The sequence below is a fragment of the Shewanella sp. SP2S2-6 genome, from assembly GCF_031931965.1.
GTDB lineage: Bacteria > Pseudomonadota > Gammaproteobacteria > Enterobacterales > Shewanellaceae > Shewanella > Shewanella baltica.
The window spans coordinates 103,827-124,247 of record NZ_JAUOEQ010000008.1 but is presented as its reverse complement, the minus strand read 5'-3'; the positions used below and the strand labels follow the sequence as shown (position 1 = coordinate 124,247).

At 46.8% G+C, this 20,421-nt stretch carries 17 protein-coding genes; 14 read left to right on the top strand and 3 right to left on the bottom strand.

Annotated elements, in window-relative coordinates; genetic code table 11:
* The first annotated feature begins 112 nt into the window (after positions 1 to 112).
* From hslR to Q4Q57_RS08560, 4 genes are all read left to right on the top strand, one after another.
* Entirely contained in the window at positions 113 to 511 is a 399-nt protein-coding gene (hslR, locus tag Q4Q57_RS08575) for a ribosome-associated heat shock protein Hsp15 (RefSeq protein WP_259483934.1), read from the top strand.
* Positions 512 to 525: 14 nt separating this feature from the next.
* Positions 526 to 1,386, top strand: a complete 861-nt coding sequence (gene hslO, locus Q4Q57_RS08570; RefSeq protein ID WP_115335977.1) for an Hsp33 family molecular chaperone HslO — start codon at positions 526 to 528, stop codon at positions 1,384 to 1,386.
* Positions 1,387 to 1,598: 212 nt separating this feature from the next.
* A complete protein-coding gene (locus Q4Q57_RS08565) occupies positions 1,599 to 3,140 on the top strand; it encodes a phosphoenolpyruvate carboxykinase (RefSeq protein WP_259483935.1) in 1,542 nt (513 codons plus the stop codon).
* A 248-nt stretch (positions 3,141 to 3,388) separates the two neighbouring features.
* Positions 3,389 to 4,948 carry an AbgT family transporter gene (locus tag Q4Q57_RS08560; protein ID WP_311890570.1) on the top strand — a complete coding sequence of 520 codons (1,560 nt, stop codon included), beginning with the start codon at positions 3,389 to 3,391 and terminating at the stop codon, positions 4,946 to 4,948.
* 119 nt (positions 4,949 to 5,067) lie between these two features.
* On the opposite strand, the gene Q4Q57_RS08555 is transcribed toward Q4Q57_RS08560, so the two are convergent.
* Positions 5,068 to 6,531, bottom strand: coding sequence for a DUF4892 domain-containing protein (locus Q4Q57_RS08555; protein WP_311890569.1), 1,464 nt, complete (start codon positions 6,529 to 6,531; stop codon positions 5,068 to 5,070).
* 276 nt (positions 6,532 to 6,807) lie between these two features.
* On the opposite strand from Q4Q57_RS08555, the gene Q4Q57_RS08550 reads away from it, so the two are divergent.
* The 5 genes from Q4Q57_RS08550 (at position 6,808) to Q4Q57_RS08530 (ending at position 11,951) form a co-directional block, all read left to right on the top strand.
* Positions 6,808 to 7,176, top strand: coding sequence for a hypothetical protein (locus tag Q4Q57_RS08550; protein ID WP_311890568.1), 369 nt, complete (start codon positions 6,808 to 6,810; stop codon positions 7,174 to 7,176).
* Positions 7,177 to 7,215: 39 nt separating this feature from the next.
* Positions 7,216 to 8,004 carry a hypothetical protein gene (locus Q4Q57_RS08545; RefSeq protein WP_311890567.1) on the top strand — a complete coding sequence of 263 codons (789 nt, stop codon included), beginning with the start codon at positions 7,216 to 7,218 and terminating at the stop codon, positions 8,002 to 8,004.
* Between the two features lie 2 nt (positions 8,005 to 8,006).
* Positions 8,007 to 8,468, top strand: coding sequence for a hypothetical protein (locus Q4Q57_RS08540; RefSeq protein WP_311890566.1), 462 nt, complete (start codon positions 8,007 to 8,009; stop codon positions 8,466 to 8,468).
* Between the two features lie 65 nt (positions 8,469 to 8,533).
* The gene (locus Q4Q57_RS08535) at positions 8,534 to 9,835 is read left to right on the top strand and encodes a hypothetical protein (RefSeq protein ID WP_311890565.1); all 1,302 of its coding nucleotides are present in this window, start codon (positions 8,534 to 8,536) and stop codon (positions 9,833 to 9,835) included.
* Between the two features lie 373 nt (positions 9,836 to 10,208).
* Positions 10,209 to 11,951 carry a hypothetical protein gene (locus tag Q4Q57_RS08530; RefSeq protein WP_311890564.1) on the top strand — a complete coding sequence of 581 codons (1,743 nt, stop codon included), beginning with the start codon at positions 10,209 to 10,211 and terminating at the stop codon, positions 11,949 to 11,951.
* 75 nt (positions 11,952 to 12,026) lie between these two features.
* Here Q4Q57_RS08530 and Q4Q57_RS08525 read toward each other — a convergent pair whose 3' ends face one another.
* A complete protein-coding gene (locus Q4Q57_RS08525; protein ID WP_311890563.1) occupies positions 12,027 to 12,383 on the bottom strand; it encodes a hypothetical protein in 357 nt (118 codons plus the stop codon).
* A gap of 539 nt (positions 12,384 to 12,922) precedes the next feature.
* Between Q4Q57_RS08525 and Q4Q57_RS08520 the strand changes: the two genes are divergently transcribed.
* From Q4Q57_RS08520 to Q4Q57_RS08510, 3 genes are all read left to right on the top strand, one after another.
* Positions 12,923 to 14,173, top strand: coding sequence for a dicarboxylate/amino acid:cation symporter (locus tag Q4Q57_RS08520; RefSeq protein ID WP_311890562.1), 1,251 nt, complete (start codon positions 12,923 to 12,925; stop codon positions 14,171 to 14,173).
* A gap of 267 nt (positions 14,174 to 14,440) precedes the next feature.
* Positions 14,441 to 15,559 carry an FUSC family protein gene (locus Q4Q57_RS08515; RefSeq protein ID WP_311890561.1) on the top strand — a complete coding sequence of 373 codons (1,119 nt, stop codon included), beginning with the start codon at positions 14,441 to 14,443 and terminating at the stop codon, positions 15,557 to 15,559.
* A 133-nt stretch (positions 15,560 to 15,692) separates the two neighbouring features.
* Positions 15,693 to 17,744: a M14 family metallopeptidase gene (locus tag Q4Q57_RS08510; RefSeq protein ID WP_311890560.1), complete on the top strand. Its 2,052-nt coding sequence runs from the start codon at positions 15,693 to 15,695 to the stop codon at positions 17,742 to 17,744.
* A 25-nt stretch (positions 17,745 to 17,769) separates the two neighbouring features.
* Here the strand turns inward: Q4Q57_RS08510 and Q4Q57_RS08505 are convergent, their stop codons facing one another.
* Positions 17,770 to 18,537: a class I SAM-dependent methyltransferase gene (locus Q4Q57_RS08505; protein ID WP_311890559.1), complete on the bottom strand. Its 768-nt coding sequence runs from the start codon at positions 18,535 to 18,537 to the stop codon at positions 17,770 to 17,772.
* A gap of 276 nt (positions 18,538 to 18,813) precedes the next feature.
* On the opposite strand from Q4Q57_RS08505, the gene Q4Q57_RS08500 reads away from it, so the two are divergent.
* Positions 18,814 to 19,587 (top strand): hypothetical protein, encoded by a 774-nt coding sequence (locus tag Q4Q57_RS08500; protein WP_311890558.1) that lies wholly within the window; start codon positions 18,814 to 18,816, stop codon positions 19,585 to 19,587.
* A gap of 310 nt (positions 19,588 to 19,897) precedes the next feature.
* A complete protein-coding gene (locus tag Q4Q57_RS08495; RefSeq protein ID WP_311890557.1) occupies positions 19,898 to 20,389 on the top strand; it encodes a hypothetical protein in 492 nt (163 codons plus the stop codon).
* Positions 20,390 to 20,421 lie beyond the last annotated feature (32 nt).

Below are 20,421 nucleotides of genomic sequence, written 5' to 3'. Positions count from 1 at the left end.
TTGCCCGCCACAAAAGGGTGTGAAGCACGCCACCCTTTAACATAATAGAAATGCACTTCACGCATTTTCTTGCTCGGCATGTGAACTCATCGATCTTTTAGCTGGAGACACTATGACGCAAAGTCAAAGCGACAAAACAGACATTCGACTCGATAAGTGGCTTTGGGCTGCACGTTTCTATAAAACCCGTGCCATCGCCAAAGAAATGATTAACGGCGGCAAAGTACATTACAACGGCCAGCGCGCCAAATCTAGTAGGAATGCCGAGATAGGCGCCGTCCTTAAGATACGCCAAGGATATGACGATAAAGAGATCGTCATAAAAAAATTATCGCAATTACGCCAAAGTGGTGCGATTGCACAAGAATTGTACGAAGAAACCGCGACAAGTCTGGCTAAACGGGCCATTAATGCTGAGCAACGACGTCTCAACATGCTCAATAACCCGATACCCGATCAGAAACCAGATAAAAAGCAACGACGTCAGCTCATGCGCTTTAAAGACCTTTAACAGTGAGATACACGATGAACCAAGATACTTTACACCGCTACTTGTTCGACAATGCCGATGTGCGTGGTGAACTGGTGCAGTTACAAGACAGCTATCAACAAGTGATCAGCGCCCAAGAATATCCAGCCGTACTGCAAGTGCTGTTGGGTGAATTAATGGCGGCCACCTCGCTATTAACCGCGACATTAAAATTTAGCGGCGATATCAGCGTGCAGTTACAAGGCAACGGCCCTGTTTCTTTAGCAGTGATCAACGGTAACAATCTACAAGAGTTACGCGGTGTGGCTCGCTGGAATGCTGAACTTGCCGATGATGCTAGCCTTACCGATCTGTTCGGTCAGGGCTATATGGTCATCACCTTAACACCCGATGAAGGTGAGCGCTACCAAGGTGTGGTCGCACTGGACAAGCCAACACTTGCGGCCTGTGTTGAAGAATACTTCAATCAATCTGAACAGTTACCAACAGGCATTTGGTTATTTGCCGACGGCAAACAAGCGGCGGGCATGTTCCTACAAATTCTGCCAAGCCAGCAAGATCACAACGCCGACTTCGAACACTTGAGCCAACTAACGTCGACCATCAAGGCCGAAGAGTTATTCACTCTTGATGCAGAAAGCGTATTACATCGCCTCTATCATCAGGAAGAAGTGCGCCTATTCGATCCTATCGATGTGAGCTTTAAATGCACCTGTTCCCATGAACGCAGTGCCGGCGCAATCAAAACCTTAGATCAAGCAGAAATCGAAGCCATTCTCGCCGAAGACGGCAAGATCGAAATGGGCTGCGAATATTGCCACGCAAAATACATTTTTGATGCCATAGACGTAGCGGCATTATTTGCGAACGGTCAGACGTCAACGACCCAGCAATAATCGGTTAAACGGATCATCAAAGTTAAACAATATGGGCGCCCGATTCGGCGCCCATTTTTTATTCATACCCACAATCCCCTCACACATTGCACTCGGCTTAGGCTACAATCGCCTCACTTTGTTACCTAGCAAAGCTTAGGTAATAAATAAAATAAAATCGGCAGACGATCGATAACAAAAAATAACCTTACAAATCAAATGGAGACCTCACTATGGCGGATGGATTAAACCGCGTTCACTTTAACCCCTCAACAGCACAACTTGTCGAATTTGCCCTGCTACGCGGCGAAGGTGAATTGACAGCCAATGGCGCATTAGTCGCTAAAACAGGCGCTCGCAGTGGTCGCTCACCCGGCGATCGTTTTATCGTAAGAGAACCCAGTTCAGAAGCAGACATCGAATGGGGCCCAGTCAATCAAGCTTTCGACCCCGGTGCTTTTGAAGGTTTATGGGCGCGGGTAGAAGCTTACCTAGCCGATAAAGAACTGTTTGTATCTGACCTCGAAGTCGGTGCCGATACTGAGCATTACCAACCAGTACGTGTCACCACGCAATACGCTTGGCACCAACTGTTCGCCCGCAACCTTTTTATCATCCCAGAAGAATTTAACCGTAAAGACAAGCCAGTGTGGCAGATCATCAATGCCCCTGACTTTGTTTGCGATCCCGCGCGTGATGGCACTAACTCAGATGCAGCCGTGATTTTAAACTTCGCCGAACGTAAAGTGCTGCTAGCTGGCCTGAAATACGCTGGCGAAATGAAAAAGTCTATGTTTTCTGTACAAAACTTCCTGCTGCCAGCCCAAGGCGTGCTACCTATGCACTGCTCGGCTAACGTGGGTAAAGATGGCGACACTACGCTATTTTTCGGTTTATCTGGCACAGGTAAAACCACACTCTCTGCCGATCCAAAACGCTTCCTGATCGGTGACGATGAACACGGCTGGGCACCTGGCGGCGTATTCAATATTGAAGGCGGTTGCTACGCCAAATGTATCGACCTGAGCCAGAAGAATGAGCCTGTTATTTGGGATGCGATTCGTTTCGGTACTGTGCTCGAAAACGTCGTTATGGACGAACACCGCGTACCCAACTACAAAGACAGCAGCCTAACGGAAAATACTCGCGCAGCGTATCCGCTGGAGCACATCGCCCAACGTAAAGAAGACAACTGCGGCGCCGAGCCACATGCGGTTGTGTTCTTAACCTGCGACGTGTCTGGCGTATTACCACCGGTTTCTATCCTGACCAAAGAACAAGCGGCATACCACTTCTTGTCTGGCTATACCGCTAAAGTGGGCTCGACTGAAATCGGCTCAACCTCGGCGATCCAATCGACCTTCTCAACCTGCTTCGGTGCACCTTTCTTCCCACGCCCTGCAGGCGTGTACGCAGAACTGTTAATGAAGCGCATTGAGTCATTCGGTAGCCAAGTGTACTTAGTTAACACTGGCTGGACTGGCGGCCCACACGGTGTGGGTAAACGTTTCGACATCCCTACGACGCGCGCCATCGTCGATGCGATTGTCAGCGGTGAGTTGAAAGATGTTGAAACCGTCCACTTAGACACGCTGAATCTGGCCGTGCCTGTGGCAGTCACAGGCGTAGACAGCAACTTACTCAATCCAATCAACACTTGGGGCGATAAAGCGCTATATGCTGAATACGCCCAAAAACTGGCCGAAGCTTTCACTAAGAACTTCGCTAAGTACCAAGTGTCAGATGCCATCCGTAACGCAGGCCCAAAGGCATAAGCGGTTAGCGGATTCATTTAGATAATGTAATCAAACACATTGTTGAGTAAAAAAGCGCGGGTTCAGTCATGAACCCGCGCTTTTTATTTGCCTATGGATTTTATGACTAATAGCCAGCCGCACTAAAGTCACTGCGATAGATTTTTATGTGTTTTATTTCTTATCGATTAGTTAAACCAAGCTTAAATTAATGCTGCGTTTTTATAATCACAGATAACAATCATCATTTTTTAGGAAGCGGCACCCAAATGGAAAACCATAAACCTGTCACTGGATTCCAGCGATTTCTCAATGGCGTCGAAGTCGTCGGCAATAAACTGCCCGATCCGGCGGTGTTATTTGCGATGTTTCTGGGCCTAGTCTGGCTGATCTCTTGGGGATTATCGGGTGTCAGTTTTGATGAAATCGACCCTCGTACGGGCAACCCCATTCAAGTCGTGAATATGCTCGAAGGCGGCGCACTGACTGCATTTACCTCGAACATAGTCTCCACTTTTGTGACTTTCCCGCCGCTCGGTGTCGTGCTAGTTGCTATGCTGGGGCTTGGCGTGGCTGAGCATACTGGCTTTATTAATGCTGGCCTGCGCTCGATTTTATCGGTGACCCCCAAGATGTTACTCACCCCGGTATTGATCGCCGTGGGTATCCTTAGCCATGTCGCGGTTGATGCGGGTTATGTACTGGTGATCCCACTCGGCGCGGTGATCTTCTATGCCGCGGGTCGTCATCCTCTAGCCGGTATTGCCGCCGCTTTTGCTGGCGTATCCGGCGGTTTTTCTGCAACCGTTGGCGTGCCATCGAGCCTTGACCCTATGTTAGCTGGCTTAACTCAGGCGGCGGCAAGATTATCGGCCGACCCAGCGGCTGCCACATTAACGATTAACCCACTGAATAATATCTTCTTTACGTCGGCTTCTGCCATTTTAATTATCTTAGTTGGCTGGTTCTTAACGGATAAAGTGATTGAGCCGCGCCTAAAAAACACAGCTGTGAATGGCGATCCCAGCACGCTCCCAACCCTAGATGAACTGCAACCCCATGAGCGCCGCGGACTCAAATTCGCCATGGGCGCCATGTTGTTATGTGCCTTAGGTCTAGTGTTTAGCGCCTATGGTGACAACTCTGCCTGGCGTGGTACCGATGGCGCCTTAACCAGTGCCTCGGCTCCCTTAATGCGCTCCATTGTGGCGATTATTTTTGTGTTCTTCCTCGTGCCAGGCATAGTCTATGGTTACGTCGCTGGCACGGCAAACAACCACAGAGCCATTATTCAAGGCATGAGTAAGTCCATGAGCGGTATGGGTTATTACATTGTCATGGCCTTCTTCTGCGCCCAATTTATTTATGCCTTTGGTCAATCCAATTTAGGCGCATTAATGGCGATTAAAGGCGCGTTGGCGCTAAAGGAATTGGCCCTTCCTATGGGTGTAACATTAGTGGGGATTGTGTTTCTCACCGCGTTAGTCAATCTATTAGTCGGCTCGGCGTCGGCCAAATGGGCCTTGATTGGTGCCATCATGGTGCCCATGTTGATGGAGCTGGGCGTATCGCCCGATCTGACTCAAGCCGCTTACCGCGTGGGCGACTCATCGACCAATATCATCACCCCGCTGATGCCTTATTTTCCGCTGATAGTGGTGTTTTGCCAAAAATACGTTAAGGAATCAGGCATAGGCACCCTAGTGGCGCTGATGCTGCCGTTTTCAATCAGTTTTCTGCTGCTTTGGAGCGGTTTCTTACTCGCTTACTGGGCCCTAGGCCTGCCATTAGGAATTGGCAGTTCACTCTCCTTCCCAGCACTATCTTAGCCTTAGCCTGAATATCGCTTAGCGGATACGTCGGCTGAGCGATCGCAGATAGACAAAAATGGCGCCAACTCGACAAGAGCTGACGCCATTTTTATATTCATTGAATCAAACGATTGGGCTTACTTAGTATCCGATCTCAGCACTAACTCCACTCGACGATTCTGTTGTTGCCCCGCCTCATCATTATTGCTGGCAATGGGCGCATGCTCGCCAATACCCACAGCTTCAAGCTGTTGAGCTTTAATGCCATGACTTGCGGTAAGCAGCTTGACGACTGCAACAGCACGACGTTGTGACAAACCTTGGTTATAGGCTTGATTACCTTTGTCATCGGTATGACCCACCACATAAAATGCACGCTTAGGATTTGCCTTTAAGTAACTCGCAAGCACCTCGACAACGGGCTGCGCCTCGGGCAGCAACTTGTCGCTATCGTACTCGAATAGCAGCCCTTCTAAGGCAACATGCCCCTTGGCTTCGATTTGGTCGGTCAGCGCCTCAAGATTGATCCCCACGCGGTCATCCTTAAGCTCTGTCTCCTCTAACACCCGCAAGTCGGTCCATAAACCATCAATATAACCAAGGGTATAAGTGCTCACATGCACATTGCCCTCGGGGCGCGTTAAGGTATACCAAGCATAAAACTGGCTGTCTTCGTTACCAATATTCACTAGAGAATCGATGGCTTTGATAAACCTATCCTCCCTACCACAGGCCTTTCCCTGACACTCAAATTGCGTCTCGAATCCGAGTTTAGTCAATGCCACCTTGTAGTTAGTGAACACCTCGTAACCCGAATATTCCTTTGGTATTGAATAGCCATTTTGAGTCAACTTACCCGCACGATCCACCAGCACAGGCTTATTGCTTGCATCCATTGAAGACACAAAGGCAGTGCTCGCAAAGCCTTGGCGTTTAAAGTCCTGAATATAGCTTCCCTTTAGGCGGCTGATAAGCGGATGATCCTCGGCGCCGTTGGTATCCTTCTTTTGATTATCTTTAAACTCGATTTGCTTAGGCTCCTGCTGTAAAAATGCGGCATTAACCGTGACTAAGTCTAACGGCTCGGGGATCGCCTCGAGCGTCGTAATATGAAGACCCGCAGAATCATCCATAACTGCTGCTTGTATGGCGGTATAAAACTCTTTTTGCTCATTTTTAACTCGAGCAAACAAGTAACCACTTTCAACACCAATAACGCCATCCAACAGCGCAATTTTCTCTCGTAATAAGCGAGAATCACCACAAGCCTCAAGCAGACACTCGAATAGGACTTCGCCACCAAGCTTTTTAATCTGCTCACGGTAATTGTCGAGAATATGCGCAGGGCTATATTCGGGCGCTAATTTGTATGTTTGCTGATGGACCTGACCGAAGATGGGCTTAAAACGATAGTCAGACCTTTGTTCACCCGCGCTGATAATAAAGGGATATTCGGCATAATGGCGCGTCAATTCATCCTTTAATTTCGCCGTAGGAAAAGGCGTAAATAATCCCTCATCCGCCGCCATTAACGACAAAGGCATTAGGCTCGTCGAAATTGCCAACAACCCCGCTAAATAACTCCGCTTAGAAACACGCATCAATATTTACCCTCCATAGAAATACTGCTGCGAAAAGTAACACTAAACGGATTGCGCAATAACAAATATGAAACAAGTTAATACTTTAGCGTGATTGAGGCGATGGGTTGTACAGGCAAAAATAGCTGTCGAAGAAACGACAGACTGATATAGATGTCAATCACTTAACCTGTCTTTTCGCCGAGATTCACTTTCATCACAAGGACGTTTATTTTGCCATCTTCCCACACAGCTCGGATCCTATCCATAATCGCCCTTTTATTTATGCCGCTATGTGTGCAAGCAGTAAATCAAAAATTAGACGATGAATTAACCCAACGCTGCTTAGGCACTTTCGATTTTATTAAGACCCAAGACCTAGCGACCTTTATCGCTCTTATGCCGTACGCACCAACTAAAAAAGAACAGGAATATGCTGGCGAGATTTTGCAACGCTCCCACAAGCGCTGGTATGTTGACCGAACCATGGATGAAATTACTCCCAAAGGGGTGAGCTATAGCACAGCAGACGAATTTAAACGGCAAAAAGGCGCTATCCAAGAAGCAAGAGTTAAACTGCTGATCACCAGCCCCAATAAACAAGCCTCGGTCAGTTGCAAATTTGTCGAAACACCAAAAGGTTGGTTCCTCTCCAAATTGCCGTAAGTGATCTAAAACAGCCAACGACATAAAGGCAAGGTAGTAATGCAGTATTCGCAATTATCTAAAAAGGCCCAAAGGTTTATCAATCCTGATGGATTGCATGAACAGCTTCGTCTTGCAACTAAGAGCCATTATGTTCGTCGAGGGTTAGCATTATTGGGACTATTGCCACTTTCGGCATCTCTTATCATGGCGATCACCCTCGACGGCGGTGAGCAGATTTTTTACCAGTTTGTCGTGGCATTGTTGCTACCTCTAGTACTCATTCTCTGGGCGTTCAAGCAGCATTTGGTACTTGATAATCCAAGTCAGCAACGTTTCGTACAATCACAATTTTTGGGTTATCACTTCAAAAAAGCCTACCTAGCACCACTGAAATCTACCGAGTTACTATTGCGCCACGATAGTTATAACAGAAACAAATATGAGCTTAAGTTGCATAATCTTGTGTACCCAATCGGCAGTTTAACCGATACCACTCAAGCTATGATGTTCTTTGCACAGACATTTAATCTCTCTGCCAAAGAGCAAATCACCCAATTCCCCAATATCCGTGAGCTAGATTTACTCTCATCAAATGAACAACTTATCGCGTCACTCTCGCTAAATTGTCAGGATAAACCTATCGCGCAAGAGGTCGGCACCATCAACACAGTCGATGGATATAGCGCACAGGCGACTGACGTTAAAGAGAATGGCAACCTTGCTCATCGTCCGCTTTCGGCAGATATCGAACCACTGTGGTCCCCTAAGTTAATACTTAAACTGTTTTATCCGCTGCCATTTATTATGGCGTTTGGCTTTGCGATGAAGTTTATTGGAAGCCTATAGCGATGCGCTTTAAACAACTCTCACCGACCATAGCAATCATGGCTAAAACTCGAACACAAACCATTGGGCGCTGGATTTTTGCAAGCCTAGTCGCTTCACTCACCTTATTTAACACGCTAGGTTTTGAGCATTGGTCCTATGGCAAAGTGATTATCTGGTCGTTCATTGCACTTCTTAGTTGGCATCTACTATTTGCTCGAAGGCGTATTCAGTTTGATCTCGAACGACAACTGATCACCATAAAAGTCAGTTCACTCTATCCGCTAACCCAACAAGTCATCCCCATCAACCACATTGCAGCATTTCAAATACGGCAACGTCTCGGCCAGCCCCATGGGTATGATTTGTTGATAGTGATGGATACTCAAATTGAACCATTGAAGTTTCAATATGGTAACTTGCCCCAGATGCAGGCGATAGGTAAGCAATTATCAACATTTTGCAATGTTACCCTGCTTAGCTAACTGGAACCTACTATGTATGTTTTTAAGATAATCTGAAAATTGAAGCTAAACGGATATTGATACTTATGGAAAAGATGAGAAGTATTGCACTGTATAGTTTACTTGCCTGCAGTATTTTTCCTGCGGGTGCAGCACAGGATAGAGATCAGGCTTTAGCGACTTTTGACCGCCAAACAGTACCACTCATAGAGCAAGCCATTGCATTAGGGGAAACCGCGCCAGAGGACAAAATTGACGATGCGCTAGAGCGTCACCAAGGCGATGCAGTTGCCGTTTTAAAGGAAGGTATACCTCAACGTCTGGCGATTAAAGCAAAGCAACAACTCACATTAGCGGATGAATACCTTAAGTATTTTAAAGAATTACAGCAGCAAGTTCCGCATACAAGCCAATGCCATCAACCGCAGCTGATGGCTGATTTTAACTCGCAAATCAAAGAACTAACTGCCTATGCAGATAGACTTAACACTTACTCTAATATCCAAAATCTAGGCGATGCCTTCCCAGCGTTAATGGACATGAATATCAGCCAGGCACGGGTCAATACCCTAACGAGTCTATTTCATCGATTTCGGATCTGTGTGTTAGGCGATGATTCACCAGCCTTGGTCGAGGGGCTCAGCGGCGAGAAAGGAGATGCAATAGCCAATGCCTTTATCAGTACATTTGCAGCCAAACAGGGAGTGATTCCGCCTACTGCACCCGAATATATATCAGAGAATGATACTGAAGATATTTCCCAATTCAGTGAGATAGACGAGCCTGGGCTTATCCAAGAAAAACCAGAGCAAGATTATGGCACCTTTGATGGGCCTCAAACAGAGGCCACAAGTGAGATTTCACAGCCCATTTCAGCCCTAAAATTTAGCAACAAGCCACTGGGTGACTGTATTCAACAACAGGCGAAACTGCTCGCGATTCAACAAAGCCAAGAACTCAGCTTACTGAATTGTCAGTTTAATCCCACCGATATGGTGGCATTAGACGACCTCAACGCCTTTAGTCATCTTGACACCCTTAGCTTGAAAGGTGGCACGCTCACTTCACTTTCTAATCTGAATAACAAGAATCTGAAAACACTAATGTTAAACAATATGAAGGTTACTGATTTTAAATCGAAAAACCTACAGCTAGATAGTTTGCTAATCAGCCAAGTGAATTCTAACAATTGGTCAAGCTTGCTCTCCCTTAACGCCCAGACAATTAGTATTGATAACACCGTTGATTGCAATCAACTCAAGCCTCTATTGAGATCGGAAAAGCTGATCCCTATTCATCCAGGACTTAGCCCAACAGAAATGGCCGAACGTATGCAACAAGCAGAAGCTAATGGCATACCACTGTTAATGCTCGAATGTGCAATCTAAAAATGTATTTAACCGACATAAGCCGCTAAGAGCCCTTATCATACCTTTGTATAGTTGTATGATTTTTAAACAAAAAGGAAAATATACGCGCTACTAACTACAGCAATTTTACTCCGCTGTGTTACGACAGGAAGGATGCCAAACGTTGTCGTGAAAGGGATATCTCCAATATGCAGGGCGCGTTAGCGCACATGCTGCCAATTTATATCCCTCAGACTGATACTTACCAACCTTCTTAGCAACAGAAACTCAAGTTAACACCATTTGGCTTGGTAGTGATTAACGCTGTAACACTTTGAATAAGCAAAGTGATCAGATGGCTTCACCCTCAATAAGCACAATGGAAATTGCCGAATTAATGTAAGGACACAAGATGTTTAAACCTAAACTGCTCTCTTTGCTAATCGCCACCAGTTTGCTGACGGCATGTTCTGGCTCAGACGATAAAGATGACACCACCACGACGCCAGAGCCGACGCCTCCTACAGAATACGCACATAAAGTCACAGGTCAGGTCACTTATATCGGCGCTATCGCCGGGGCCAACGTGTGCGTCGATCTCAACCAGGACTTAAGCTGCTCTGAGGGCGAACCTAGCACAACGACGGATACCGATGGTAAATATCAAATAGATTGGAAAAGCGAGACCGAAAAACCGAACTATTACCTGCTGGCAAATTGGGTTGATAGCGCGCCTTCATCTTCACGCTCTGCATTGGCTGTTAGCGCAGCCTCGGGCTACGCCAACACCAGCACAACAGGCAATGCCAATATAGTCGCCCTGCCCGACCATGCCGGTCATATCAACGCACTGACCAATATTGAGTTTTCACGTTATCGCAAGATGATTGAGGCCGACTTAACGCCACAGCAAGTGATTGAGTTCCGAGCAAAACTAAAAACCTTATACGCCAGTGGATTTAAACAAGTCGAAGCCGATTTATTTAGTCTTTCGCCCGAAATAACCCTGCAACCGACATTTATCGACACTCTGCTGTTACACGATTATCTGCTAAATCTCACCAATGAGCGCACAGTGGAAATTTTGGCAGCCATCGAAGTGTTAATCGCCGCATTTGAAGCCTTCGAGAATTTAATCCTAGGGTATGGCTTTGGCACTGAGGCTTATCTGCAAACCAATCCTGTTGCCGTCACTAATAAGGTGGAGAGCACCTTAGTGTCCTTCGGTTATATGGAAGCGCCGGTTGATGACAAAGCCATGAACAGTGTTGACTGGGATAATGTGTATAGCAGTATGCACAATCAAGCAGGCGAATTACACGTACTCAGTATACAAACCGTACGCAACAGTCATTTTATCACCTTGGATTATGGTGTTGATAAGCAAAGCCTTACTGGCGTGATCTCAGGTAAAGTCGCTATGCTCATCGAAAAAACATCTCAAGAGGATACTGAAACCGAATGTTGGAATGAGCCGATGCAAAAATGGATTAATTCCACACGTAACGATCAAGGTTATGTCAGTAAAGAGCCGATCATTGAGGGTAACCTATTAAAAACCGTCTACGCTGGCACTGATGTCGAAATCCAAATGAATTTTCAGAAGTACCAAAACAGTGCCGCTGACTGGCAAGATTTGCTAGTGAACCTCCCTGCGGATCTTAAACTGGCGCCACTCGCTTGGCCTGCACAGATATATCGTATGGATCTTAAGCAAGTTGCCGATGTGATTTGCCGCAATGAAGCTCCCATCAAACATGAAACTGATGTTGCAACAGCAAGTCAGATGTACTCTAAGCTGCTAGTGCAACTCTTCTGGTCGTACGCTTACCCTGACGGGTATATTCAAGATACGCCCAATAAGTTCACTCTTCTCGATAGTTTCGGCCAACCCGAAGCGCAATATGAATGGGGCATTAGTACCAGTCCAAGTAATGAGCAGCTGTTGACCATAACTCAAATAGTTGAAGACCCTATTGAGCGCGAAATGGTTAGTTCACACTACTACCTAGTCAGCCCTTACTTGCTGACCGAAGTTGAGCTAAACAAGGCTTTTGATACATCAGTAAATAAACAGTTTTATCGATTTACCTACGACAGCAGCTTCAGCAACACGCTATACAACCATTTTAAATCCCTAGCAACCCAACCTTAATCAACTAGCGCCCCTGAAGTGATACCTCAGGGGCGCTTATCTCAACTCAGCTTAAGCCATAGGTAAAAGAGCCGATTACAGATAGATAAACGCATCACGCTCATAATAGAAAATAATGGCTTCAAGTAATTCTGCATCTGTTGGATTATCTTTTTGCATTTTGTAGTTATCGATAACGTCTTCGATTTGATCCATATTGAGCAGATAGCAATAACCATTGTTTATCAGACTATCTTCAAACTCATCGATTTCTTCATTAGACCAATCCCTCATATCATCGACAATTGGCAGTAGCCGCGTGGTCAGTTGGAGAATTTCATTTTCCGCAGTATCTTGATAAACAAGCCAATATTGTAAGCCTCGCTGAGCAATACACTTATTGATCCAGTTTTTTAACGGCTCTGATTCGCCAAGGAATGATCCTATATCCACAAATGCCTCCTTCATATTAACGTCAGATTGACATGTTAACTTGCTTAAAAAACATAAGTCTATGGCTTTAGAATGAGAGGGTTAATCCGCCCCTTGCAATAACTTGCAGTCAATTCATCCATAGATAGTGGAAAAAACTTGTTGTATGCCACAAAAAAACTACGCCAAGGTTAAAATTGATACCTTCAACAGTCGTTATACCTACCCAACGCGACTCTGCAACCAAACGAAAAATCACAATTCATCAATCTGGCAGCTAAAATCGCACCATTAAATAAACTTTATTCATTTTTAAGCCGATAAAATTAAGCATTATTCATTTAATGTTGGCGTGATTTAGACTTTGGTTATTTTGAAACCAAGGTTGGTGATGTTTCACAATCCCCTGCTATGCAATTGTGGTACTTTAGCCGGACAAAAAAAGTGTCGGGCATTGGCTTTTAGCCTAGAGTAGGCCTTAATCTCTAAGGTTTACGGCGTCTAGATTCAAATCGCCTACATGACACAAAATGCTGCGGCAACTGGGGAGTTTCGCAAGAATGAAGAGCAAGAGTTTATTAGGCAATATTGGTGTGCAAGTGGTTATTGCCATGATTATCGGCGCGCTAGTCGGTTTTATCATGGGCGAAAGTGCAAGCGTGTTTGCACCACTCGGAACCATTTTTATCCATTTAATCAAAATGCTAGTGATACCACTGGTGTTAGTTTCTATCATCAGCGGCGCGGCAAGCTTAGGCGATAGCCCATCGGCAGGTAAGATCGGCATTGGCACTTTTGGCTTCTTTATCGTGACATCAGGCATCGCCGTAGTACTGGCGTTGGTGATGGGCAATCTGTTCCAACCGGGCGCGGGGGTTGATTTCACTGCCCATAGCAGCCCAGATTTGATGGAAGTGACTAAGGAACACGGCGCATTGCCAGGGGTAATGGATACCTTTATCGGCATGATCCCAACCAATGTGTTCGAATCGCTGAACGGCGGTAACATCTTACAAATCTTAGTCTTTAGTATCTTCTTCGGTATCGCGCTGACTAAGGTTAAAGGCGATGGCGCTAAGCCAATCTTAGCCGCACTCAACACTGTTGTTGACGCCTTTGTATGGATGATCAACTGCGTGATGATCATTGCGCCTATCGGTGTATTTGGTTTGATGGCCGATTCTGTCGGCACCTTCGGTTTCGATGCCTTAGAAGTCGTATTTAAGTTATTCGCCGTGTTTGTGGCCGCGATTCTGATTTACGGTTTTATCTTCTTCCCATTGGTGGTGCAGCTCTTCTCGAGAGTCTCGGCACGCCAGTTTATTTCGGCAATGAAGAAACCACAGGTGATGGCGTTATCGACCGCCTCGTCAATGGCGACACTGCCAGTGAATATGGAAACCTGCGAAGAAGATCTTAAAGTCTCTAAGGCAACCACGGCCTTTGTGCTGCCGTTAGGCGCCACCATTAATATGAGCGGCAACGCGATTTACTATGGTTTAGTCGCCATGTTCTTCGCCCAAATGTATAACGTCGATTTGTCGATGACAGCCTATGCAGCCATCATCTTCACCTCAACCTTAGGCGCAATTGGTCAAGCGGGTGTGCCCGGTCCATCTTTCTTAGTGGTGGCAGTGCTGTTAGCGGCTGGTATCCCTATCGATGGCTTACCTTTGCTGTTTGCCTTAGACAGAGTGTTTGACATGATCCGCACCGCACTTAATATTACTGGCGATGCGGCTTGTGCCTTGATCATGGATAAATACACAGAAGTTGACGTTAAAGCGGATAGCGAGCGCAGCTTAAGCTAGCGAAACAGTCACTCAAGGCTTCAAATATCGGCTTGAATAGGCAAGGCTTATTCAAGCCTTTTTTATGCCAGCTGTTAGATATACCGAACTCTATCCTACTGATTTATTATCACTTAATTGAAATTAATGTGATCTTGGCGGCGCCTTGGACTAAGCTCAAACGGCGCTGCCTCGCAATTCGTATTTCTTTATCTGCCAAGCCACACGGGCGCGACGTCTTTCTGCGATAATAGTTTGGCTATCATCAGCCCAAAGGAGTGTTGCATTATGTCCGTATTTGCCCCTGCAAGCCCTTTTGCCGACTTTATCTATCGCCATTTCCGCGCCATTCATGCCCTTAAACTTGGCCTCGCCTTGCTGATTGCCGTCACCATTAATGCCATTTGGTCGCCGCCACATTTTATTTGGAGCATGGTGACGATCGTGATCATTATGATGAGCCTACCACAGGTGGGTGGTGCGATTGAAAAGTCCCTGCAAAGGGCGGTAGGCACTTGTTTAGGTTCTGCTTATGGCGTGATGTTAGTCGCCACTATCGACAGTTATTGGCTGATTATGGGGCTACTGATCTTAGCCGTCAGCTTGATTTGTTTTATCTCGGCGGGACGCTACAGCTACGCCTATCTAGTGGCAGGATTTACCATCATCATAGTGGTCGGCGATGCTAACCATGATACTTCTGAAGCGCTGTGGCGCACAGCCAACATACTCTCAGGCTGCGTGATTGCTATTTTAGTCTCGCTATTTATTTTCCCAATCAAGGCCAAACAAGACTGGCGCAGCCAGCTCGCCAATGCCATCGACAATATGGCAAAGGTGCTCACCCAACATTTACACGCTCCCGCTAACCATGATTTAGATTTTCGCGTCGAACTCGAAGCGGCTATGAAAGCGGTATTAACCCAAAAGAAGCTGTTTTTCTCCCTAGAGTGGGAAAGCCAAACCTTAAAAAAACATAAAATACTGCTGGCGGAATTGGTCAATAAACAGGTTCGGCTGATCACCCTACTCGAATTGTTGCCTTTGAGTCGCTGGCAGGAAGCCGACAAAGAGGCATACCACCAAATTAATCGCGTCGCCGCCGAGCTTACCGCCCATCTTCAAAGGCTGAGTGAATTTGTCGCAGGTAAAACCGCATCTTTACCCACGCTGCCCACCGCCCTAGGGCAAGAGTTGCAGCACAGATTACAACTCAGCTTGGCCGCCCAGACGCCGAATTCAGCCCCTTTGACAAATGAAGTCGCGCAGGGATTTGCCCTCACGGGATACGGCTGGCTTATCTATCAACTCGCCATCGCCGTCGAAGCCCTCTACGCCGATATCGAGATTATCGAAATCGCCTATAGCGGACAAACCGTGTTACACAAAACTGCCAAGCGTTCATAAGCCGTTACCACGGGGAATCACAGCTAAAAATCACTCTCGCGAACCAAGATAACCCCTTGACCGCCCTTGCGTTAACGGGGCGTTTAATGAAAAGATACCGTCCTAATAAAAATTCGATATATGGACTCTTTTCATGCGCTTATTTTCCCTTTCCGTTATCGCCATTGCCTGCCTTTCTGCGGGCAGTCTCTACACTGTCGATGCTGTTGCCAACGATGCAAAAACCTTAGATCAAGCATCTACAGATTTGCCAACCTCAACGCCAGTCGCTGCGGCGCAAACCGTCACCGACAAAACGCCAGTTGAAAACCCAGTAGCAACAGCGCCACAGGATGTGAATCCGGCTGCGAATACCCAAGCAACCGAACCCGCTGCGACTGTCGCAACCGATGCCACTGCTGTAGCGCCAGAGGCTCAGCACGCGCCGATCCCTGAGCGAGCCAACACCTTTGTCAACGATGCCATTTTACCGCCGAGCATCACTTGGCATGGCGCCAGCGAATCGCTCATGTTGAGTGTCGATAACGAGTGGGCGACGCCCTTTGAACAAAGTAGTGGTATTGAAAGTCCGAGCTACGATGCCACTATCGCTTGGCTCGACAAGCTTGCGGGCGAGACCGATAAATTACAAAAGGTGAGCCTAGGTAAGAGTCCACAGGGGCGCGATATTTGGATGTATATCGCCAGCAGTGAAGGCATTAATGAGTCGGCACGCCTCAAGCAAAACACTAAACCAACAGTTTTAGTGCAAGCGGGGATTCATGCCGGAGAAATCGACGGTAAAGATGCCGGCATGATGCTGCTACGCGACATCATTAAGGGCAATAAAAGCGCCCTGCTGGATAAAGCCAACCTCTTGTTTGTGCCTATGTTTAGTGTCGATGCCCATGAGCGCAGCGGCGAATTTAATCGCGTGAATCAACGTGGCCCTGTGAATATGGGCTGGCGCACTACAGCAAATAATCTCAACCTTAACCGCGATTATGCCAAGGCCGATACCTTAGAAATGCAGCACATGCTGCGCGCAATCAACGTGTGGCAGCCAGATTTGTATATCGACGTGCATGTCACCGACGGCATAGATTATCAATACGATGTCACCTTTGGTTATAACCTTGCCCAAGGGTTAAGCCCAGCCAGTTACCGCTGGCTCGAAAACAGCTACAGACCCGCAGTTGAAGCGGCATTAACCGAGCAAGGCCATATTCCCGGCCCGCTGATTTTTGCCGTGGATAACGCCGATATCACCAAAGGCATGTCGCTGTGGAATCCAAGTCCGCGCTTCTCTAACGGTTATGGTGATGCGCGCCATTTACCCACTATTTTGATTGAAAACCACAGCTTAAAACCCTTTAAACAAAGAGTGCTCGGCACCTATGTGATGCTGGAGCAAACCCTCAAAACCGTGGGCGAACAGGCGACTAAACTGAAGAGTGCGATTCAAGAAGATAAATATCGCGCTTCGCCGTTGATCACCCTAACGTGGAAATCGGCACCGCTGGCAAAAGGTTGGGATTTTAAGGGCATCGACTATCAACTCGAAAAGAGCCCCATCAGTGGCACTGAGGTGGTGCGCTGGAACGGTCAACCTAAGCTGTACCCCAACTTGCCCGTGATCGCCGAGACTGTACCCGATATTAAAGTCACTCGTCCGAGCGCTTACTATATTCCGGCGCAATGGACGCAAGTGATTGATCGCCTGAACATACATGGCATCCGCATGACGCGCCTGACCAAACCGACAGAGCTTAAATTACAGCAATACAAACTCAGTAACCCAGTGTTTAATACTAAGGATTTTGAGGGCCATCAAACGGTCAAAACCGAGTCAGAGTTGACGAAAGTCAGCACTACTCTGCCCGCTGGCACCATTAAAATCAGCACAGATCAACCTCTGGGCGATCTGGCGGTTTTACTGCTGGAGCCGCAATCACCAGATTCTTTGCTGCAATGGGGTTTCTTTAATCCTATCTTCACCCGCACTGAATACATTGAAGATTATGCGGTAGAGCCACTGGCGGCCAAGATGTTGAAAGAAGATCCTAAGCTGCAGGCTGAGTTCGACAAGGCACTAATCAACGCCGAATTTGCCGCCGATCCCGAGGCACGCCTACGCTGGTTCTATGAACGCAGCCCTTACTACGATAACCGTTACCTTAAGTATCCGGTTTACCGTAGTCGTTAATCCTCGCCATCACAAACCGCAAGCTTTACGCAGGTTTACGAGCGCTGATGCTATACACCAAGGGCACATTCTGCCCTTGGTGTGTTGACACATAACGACCATCGGCTTGGGCTTCGAGCCCTTCGAAACAGTTGTAGGGGCTGAAATCAAATTCGTGGAAGAACTCCAACACTAAGCCCGCCAGCAATAACGCATTGATCACTTCAGATAGACTGTGTGACCAACACATTAAGGTTTGCTGATCATCACCGGCATTTTCGGTATAGGTGCCTTCCTGCTCTATATCTGGCTCACCCCGATTAAAATAGCTGTAACCATCGAACAACTGCTGCGCCGGATGAAACTCGGCCATGTAAAACTGTCCGCCGGGTTTTAAACAGTCAGCAACCGTCTGCGCCCACAGGGTTAAATCCGGCAGCCACACAATGGCACCATAGGACGTAAAAACAATATCTTGCTGCTCAACCTTGCTCGCCACACTGTAAACATCGCTACAAATAAACTCGGCGGACAATTGTGTCTGCTGCGCCAGCTTTTGTGCTTCATCAATCGCCACCTCGGACAAATCGACGCCCAGCACTTTAGCGCCCATGCGCGCCCACGACAGGGTATCTAAGCCAAAATGGCATTGCAGATGCAGCAAGCTTTTACCAGCCACATCAAGCTCGCTCAGCTCGATTTCCCGTAATGAACTATTCCCACGCAGGAAGCCTGCCACATCGTAAAAATCCGAAGTTAAATGTACCCGAGTGCGCGCATCCCAAGCCGTCTTGTTCGTCGTTAAATAATCCATCTGCATCCCTTCTTATGTTTTTTGTATTTTTTGTATGTTTGCCCAGTCAGACCTATGAGGCTCAAGCTAACTTAATAAATGAGCAATTTCACTAATCTGTGAGTAAATCCCTCATTCGGCGGACATGTCCGCACAACCAAGCGCGGACACTTTTATTTTAAGCAATTGATTATAAAAGAAACTTAAAATTGGCATGGGCTGTGCAATGTCTTATCCATCGCAAGACGACTCAGCACTCCCCCGAAAAACGAGTGCCAGATAAACAAGGAAGCTAACATGTCACTACGTCCATTTATGTTCACCCTCGCTTTTATATTAGTGTTTACCGCAGGGGTATCGCTCACTGGCTGCATTATTAATGTCAACGCCGCTGGCATGCCCGATTTAGACCACCAGCAACGCGAACTCACCCTCGATAGCCAAGACTTGCAAGGCCTGATTGCCGAGACTGGCGCAGGCAGCCTCGAAATTATCGGTGTCGAAGACCTAACCCAAATTAAACTCGTCGCCGACATTTACAGTAACGACGACAGCAAAGTCATTCTCACCCTAGAGAAAAAGGCCAACAAGGCCAAGCTCAAAGCCGATTTTGAACAAAGCGGTTTTAATAATTACTCGCCCTACATCGACCTAAAACTGCAAGTGCCTGCGAATTTAGCACTGGATATCGATGACGGCTCAGGCGCCATTTTGATCAGCAAGATGACAGCAGATATCAATGTCAAAGACGGTTCAGGTGAACTCATCATCAACGGCGGTAACAATGTCAGCATTGATGACGGTTCAGGGGATATTGAAGTCAGTCAAATCAACGGCAACCTCACGATTGACGATGGCTCTGGCGCAATCAAGGTGACTGATATTCGCGGCAATATCGCTATCGATGATGGTTCAGGCAACATTGAAGTCGCCAATGTGCAGAGTCCAGTGACCATCACAGATGGCTCAGGCGACATTAATGTCTTTAACACTAAGGGATTAACGATTCTTGCGGCAGGTTCTGGCGATGTGAAATTTAACAAAATCGACGGCCCAGTAAGCATGGAATAACGCGCCGCTTTACCACTCTATACCCAAAGGTTTTACTAACTTCCCGGCGTAGAGACTGATGTTGCAACGGTTCCCAGCCAAGATGTCAGTCTTCTACCCACCCTTTTAAGCGTATGCCCGACTTATGCATTTATGCCACTAACCCCTTGTAGTGGCATTTTTTTTATACCGAAATTAAGCTTGAGTTTGCAGAAATGACGTTGATTTTATTCAGACCGTTACGCTTTAACCTAGTGGATTTGCTAAGATTGTCAGCCTTCCCACTTCAATAGTCGAAAAGTCACACTGTATTGCCAGTAAGGTCGAGAATATGGATCAGTTTTCGGAATACCAAAAAGAAATTGAATCGCTTTCCCTATCGGATAACCCTAGACAGATAATGGAAGGACTAGGGGATATTTGTTTTGATGGCGAATCTTTTTATCGCAACGGCAATAAAGCCCTAGCCAAACACATTTTCAAGCATATCTACGCCTTAGATGCGCACTCAGACTATTTCTCACACGCCAGAACTGTCGCAAAAGCCTTTCTTATATCCTTGGGAGAAATTCAACCTATCTCCCTAGAAGAGGTTATTTTACAGATAAAGCATGAGCATGCCTCATTAGCCGCACATCAATTAAATCTGCTGATTGCAAAGCGTATTTTTAGGGAATTTAGTCACCATCAAGACGCTATCCACATCACTATGCAATATCTCACCAAAGCCGAGGCACTTACCCCTCTGAGCAAGAGTGACCTTCGCTTTAAAGCTTTAGTCAGCTCAAATAAGAGTGAGCAAAGGGATAGCGTGACAGAATAAATCATCAGAATTTAGAGCCGCTTCTCAAAAGA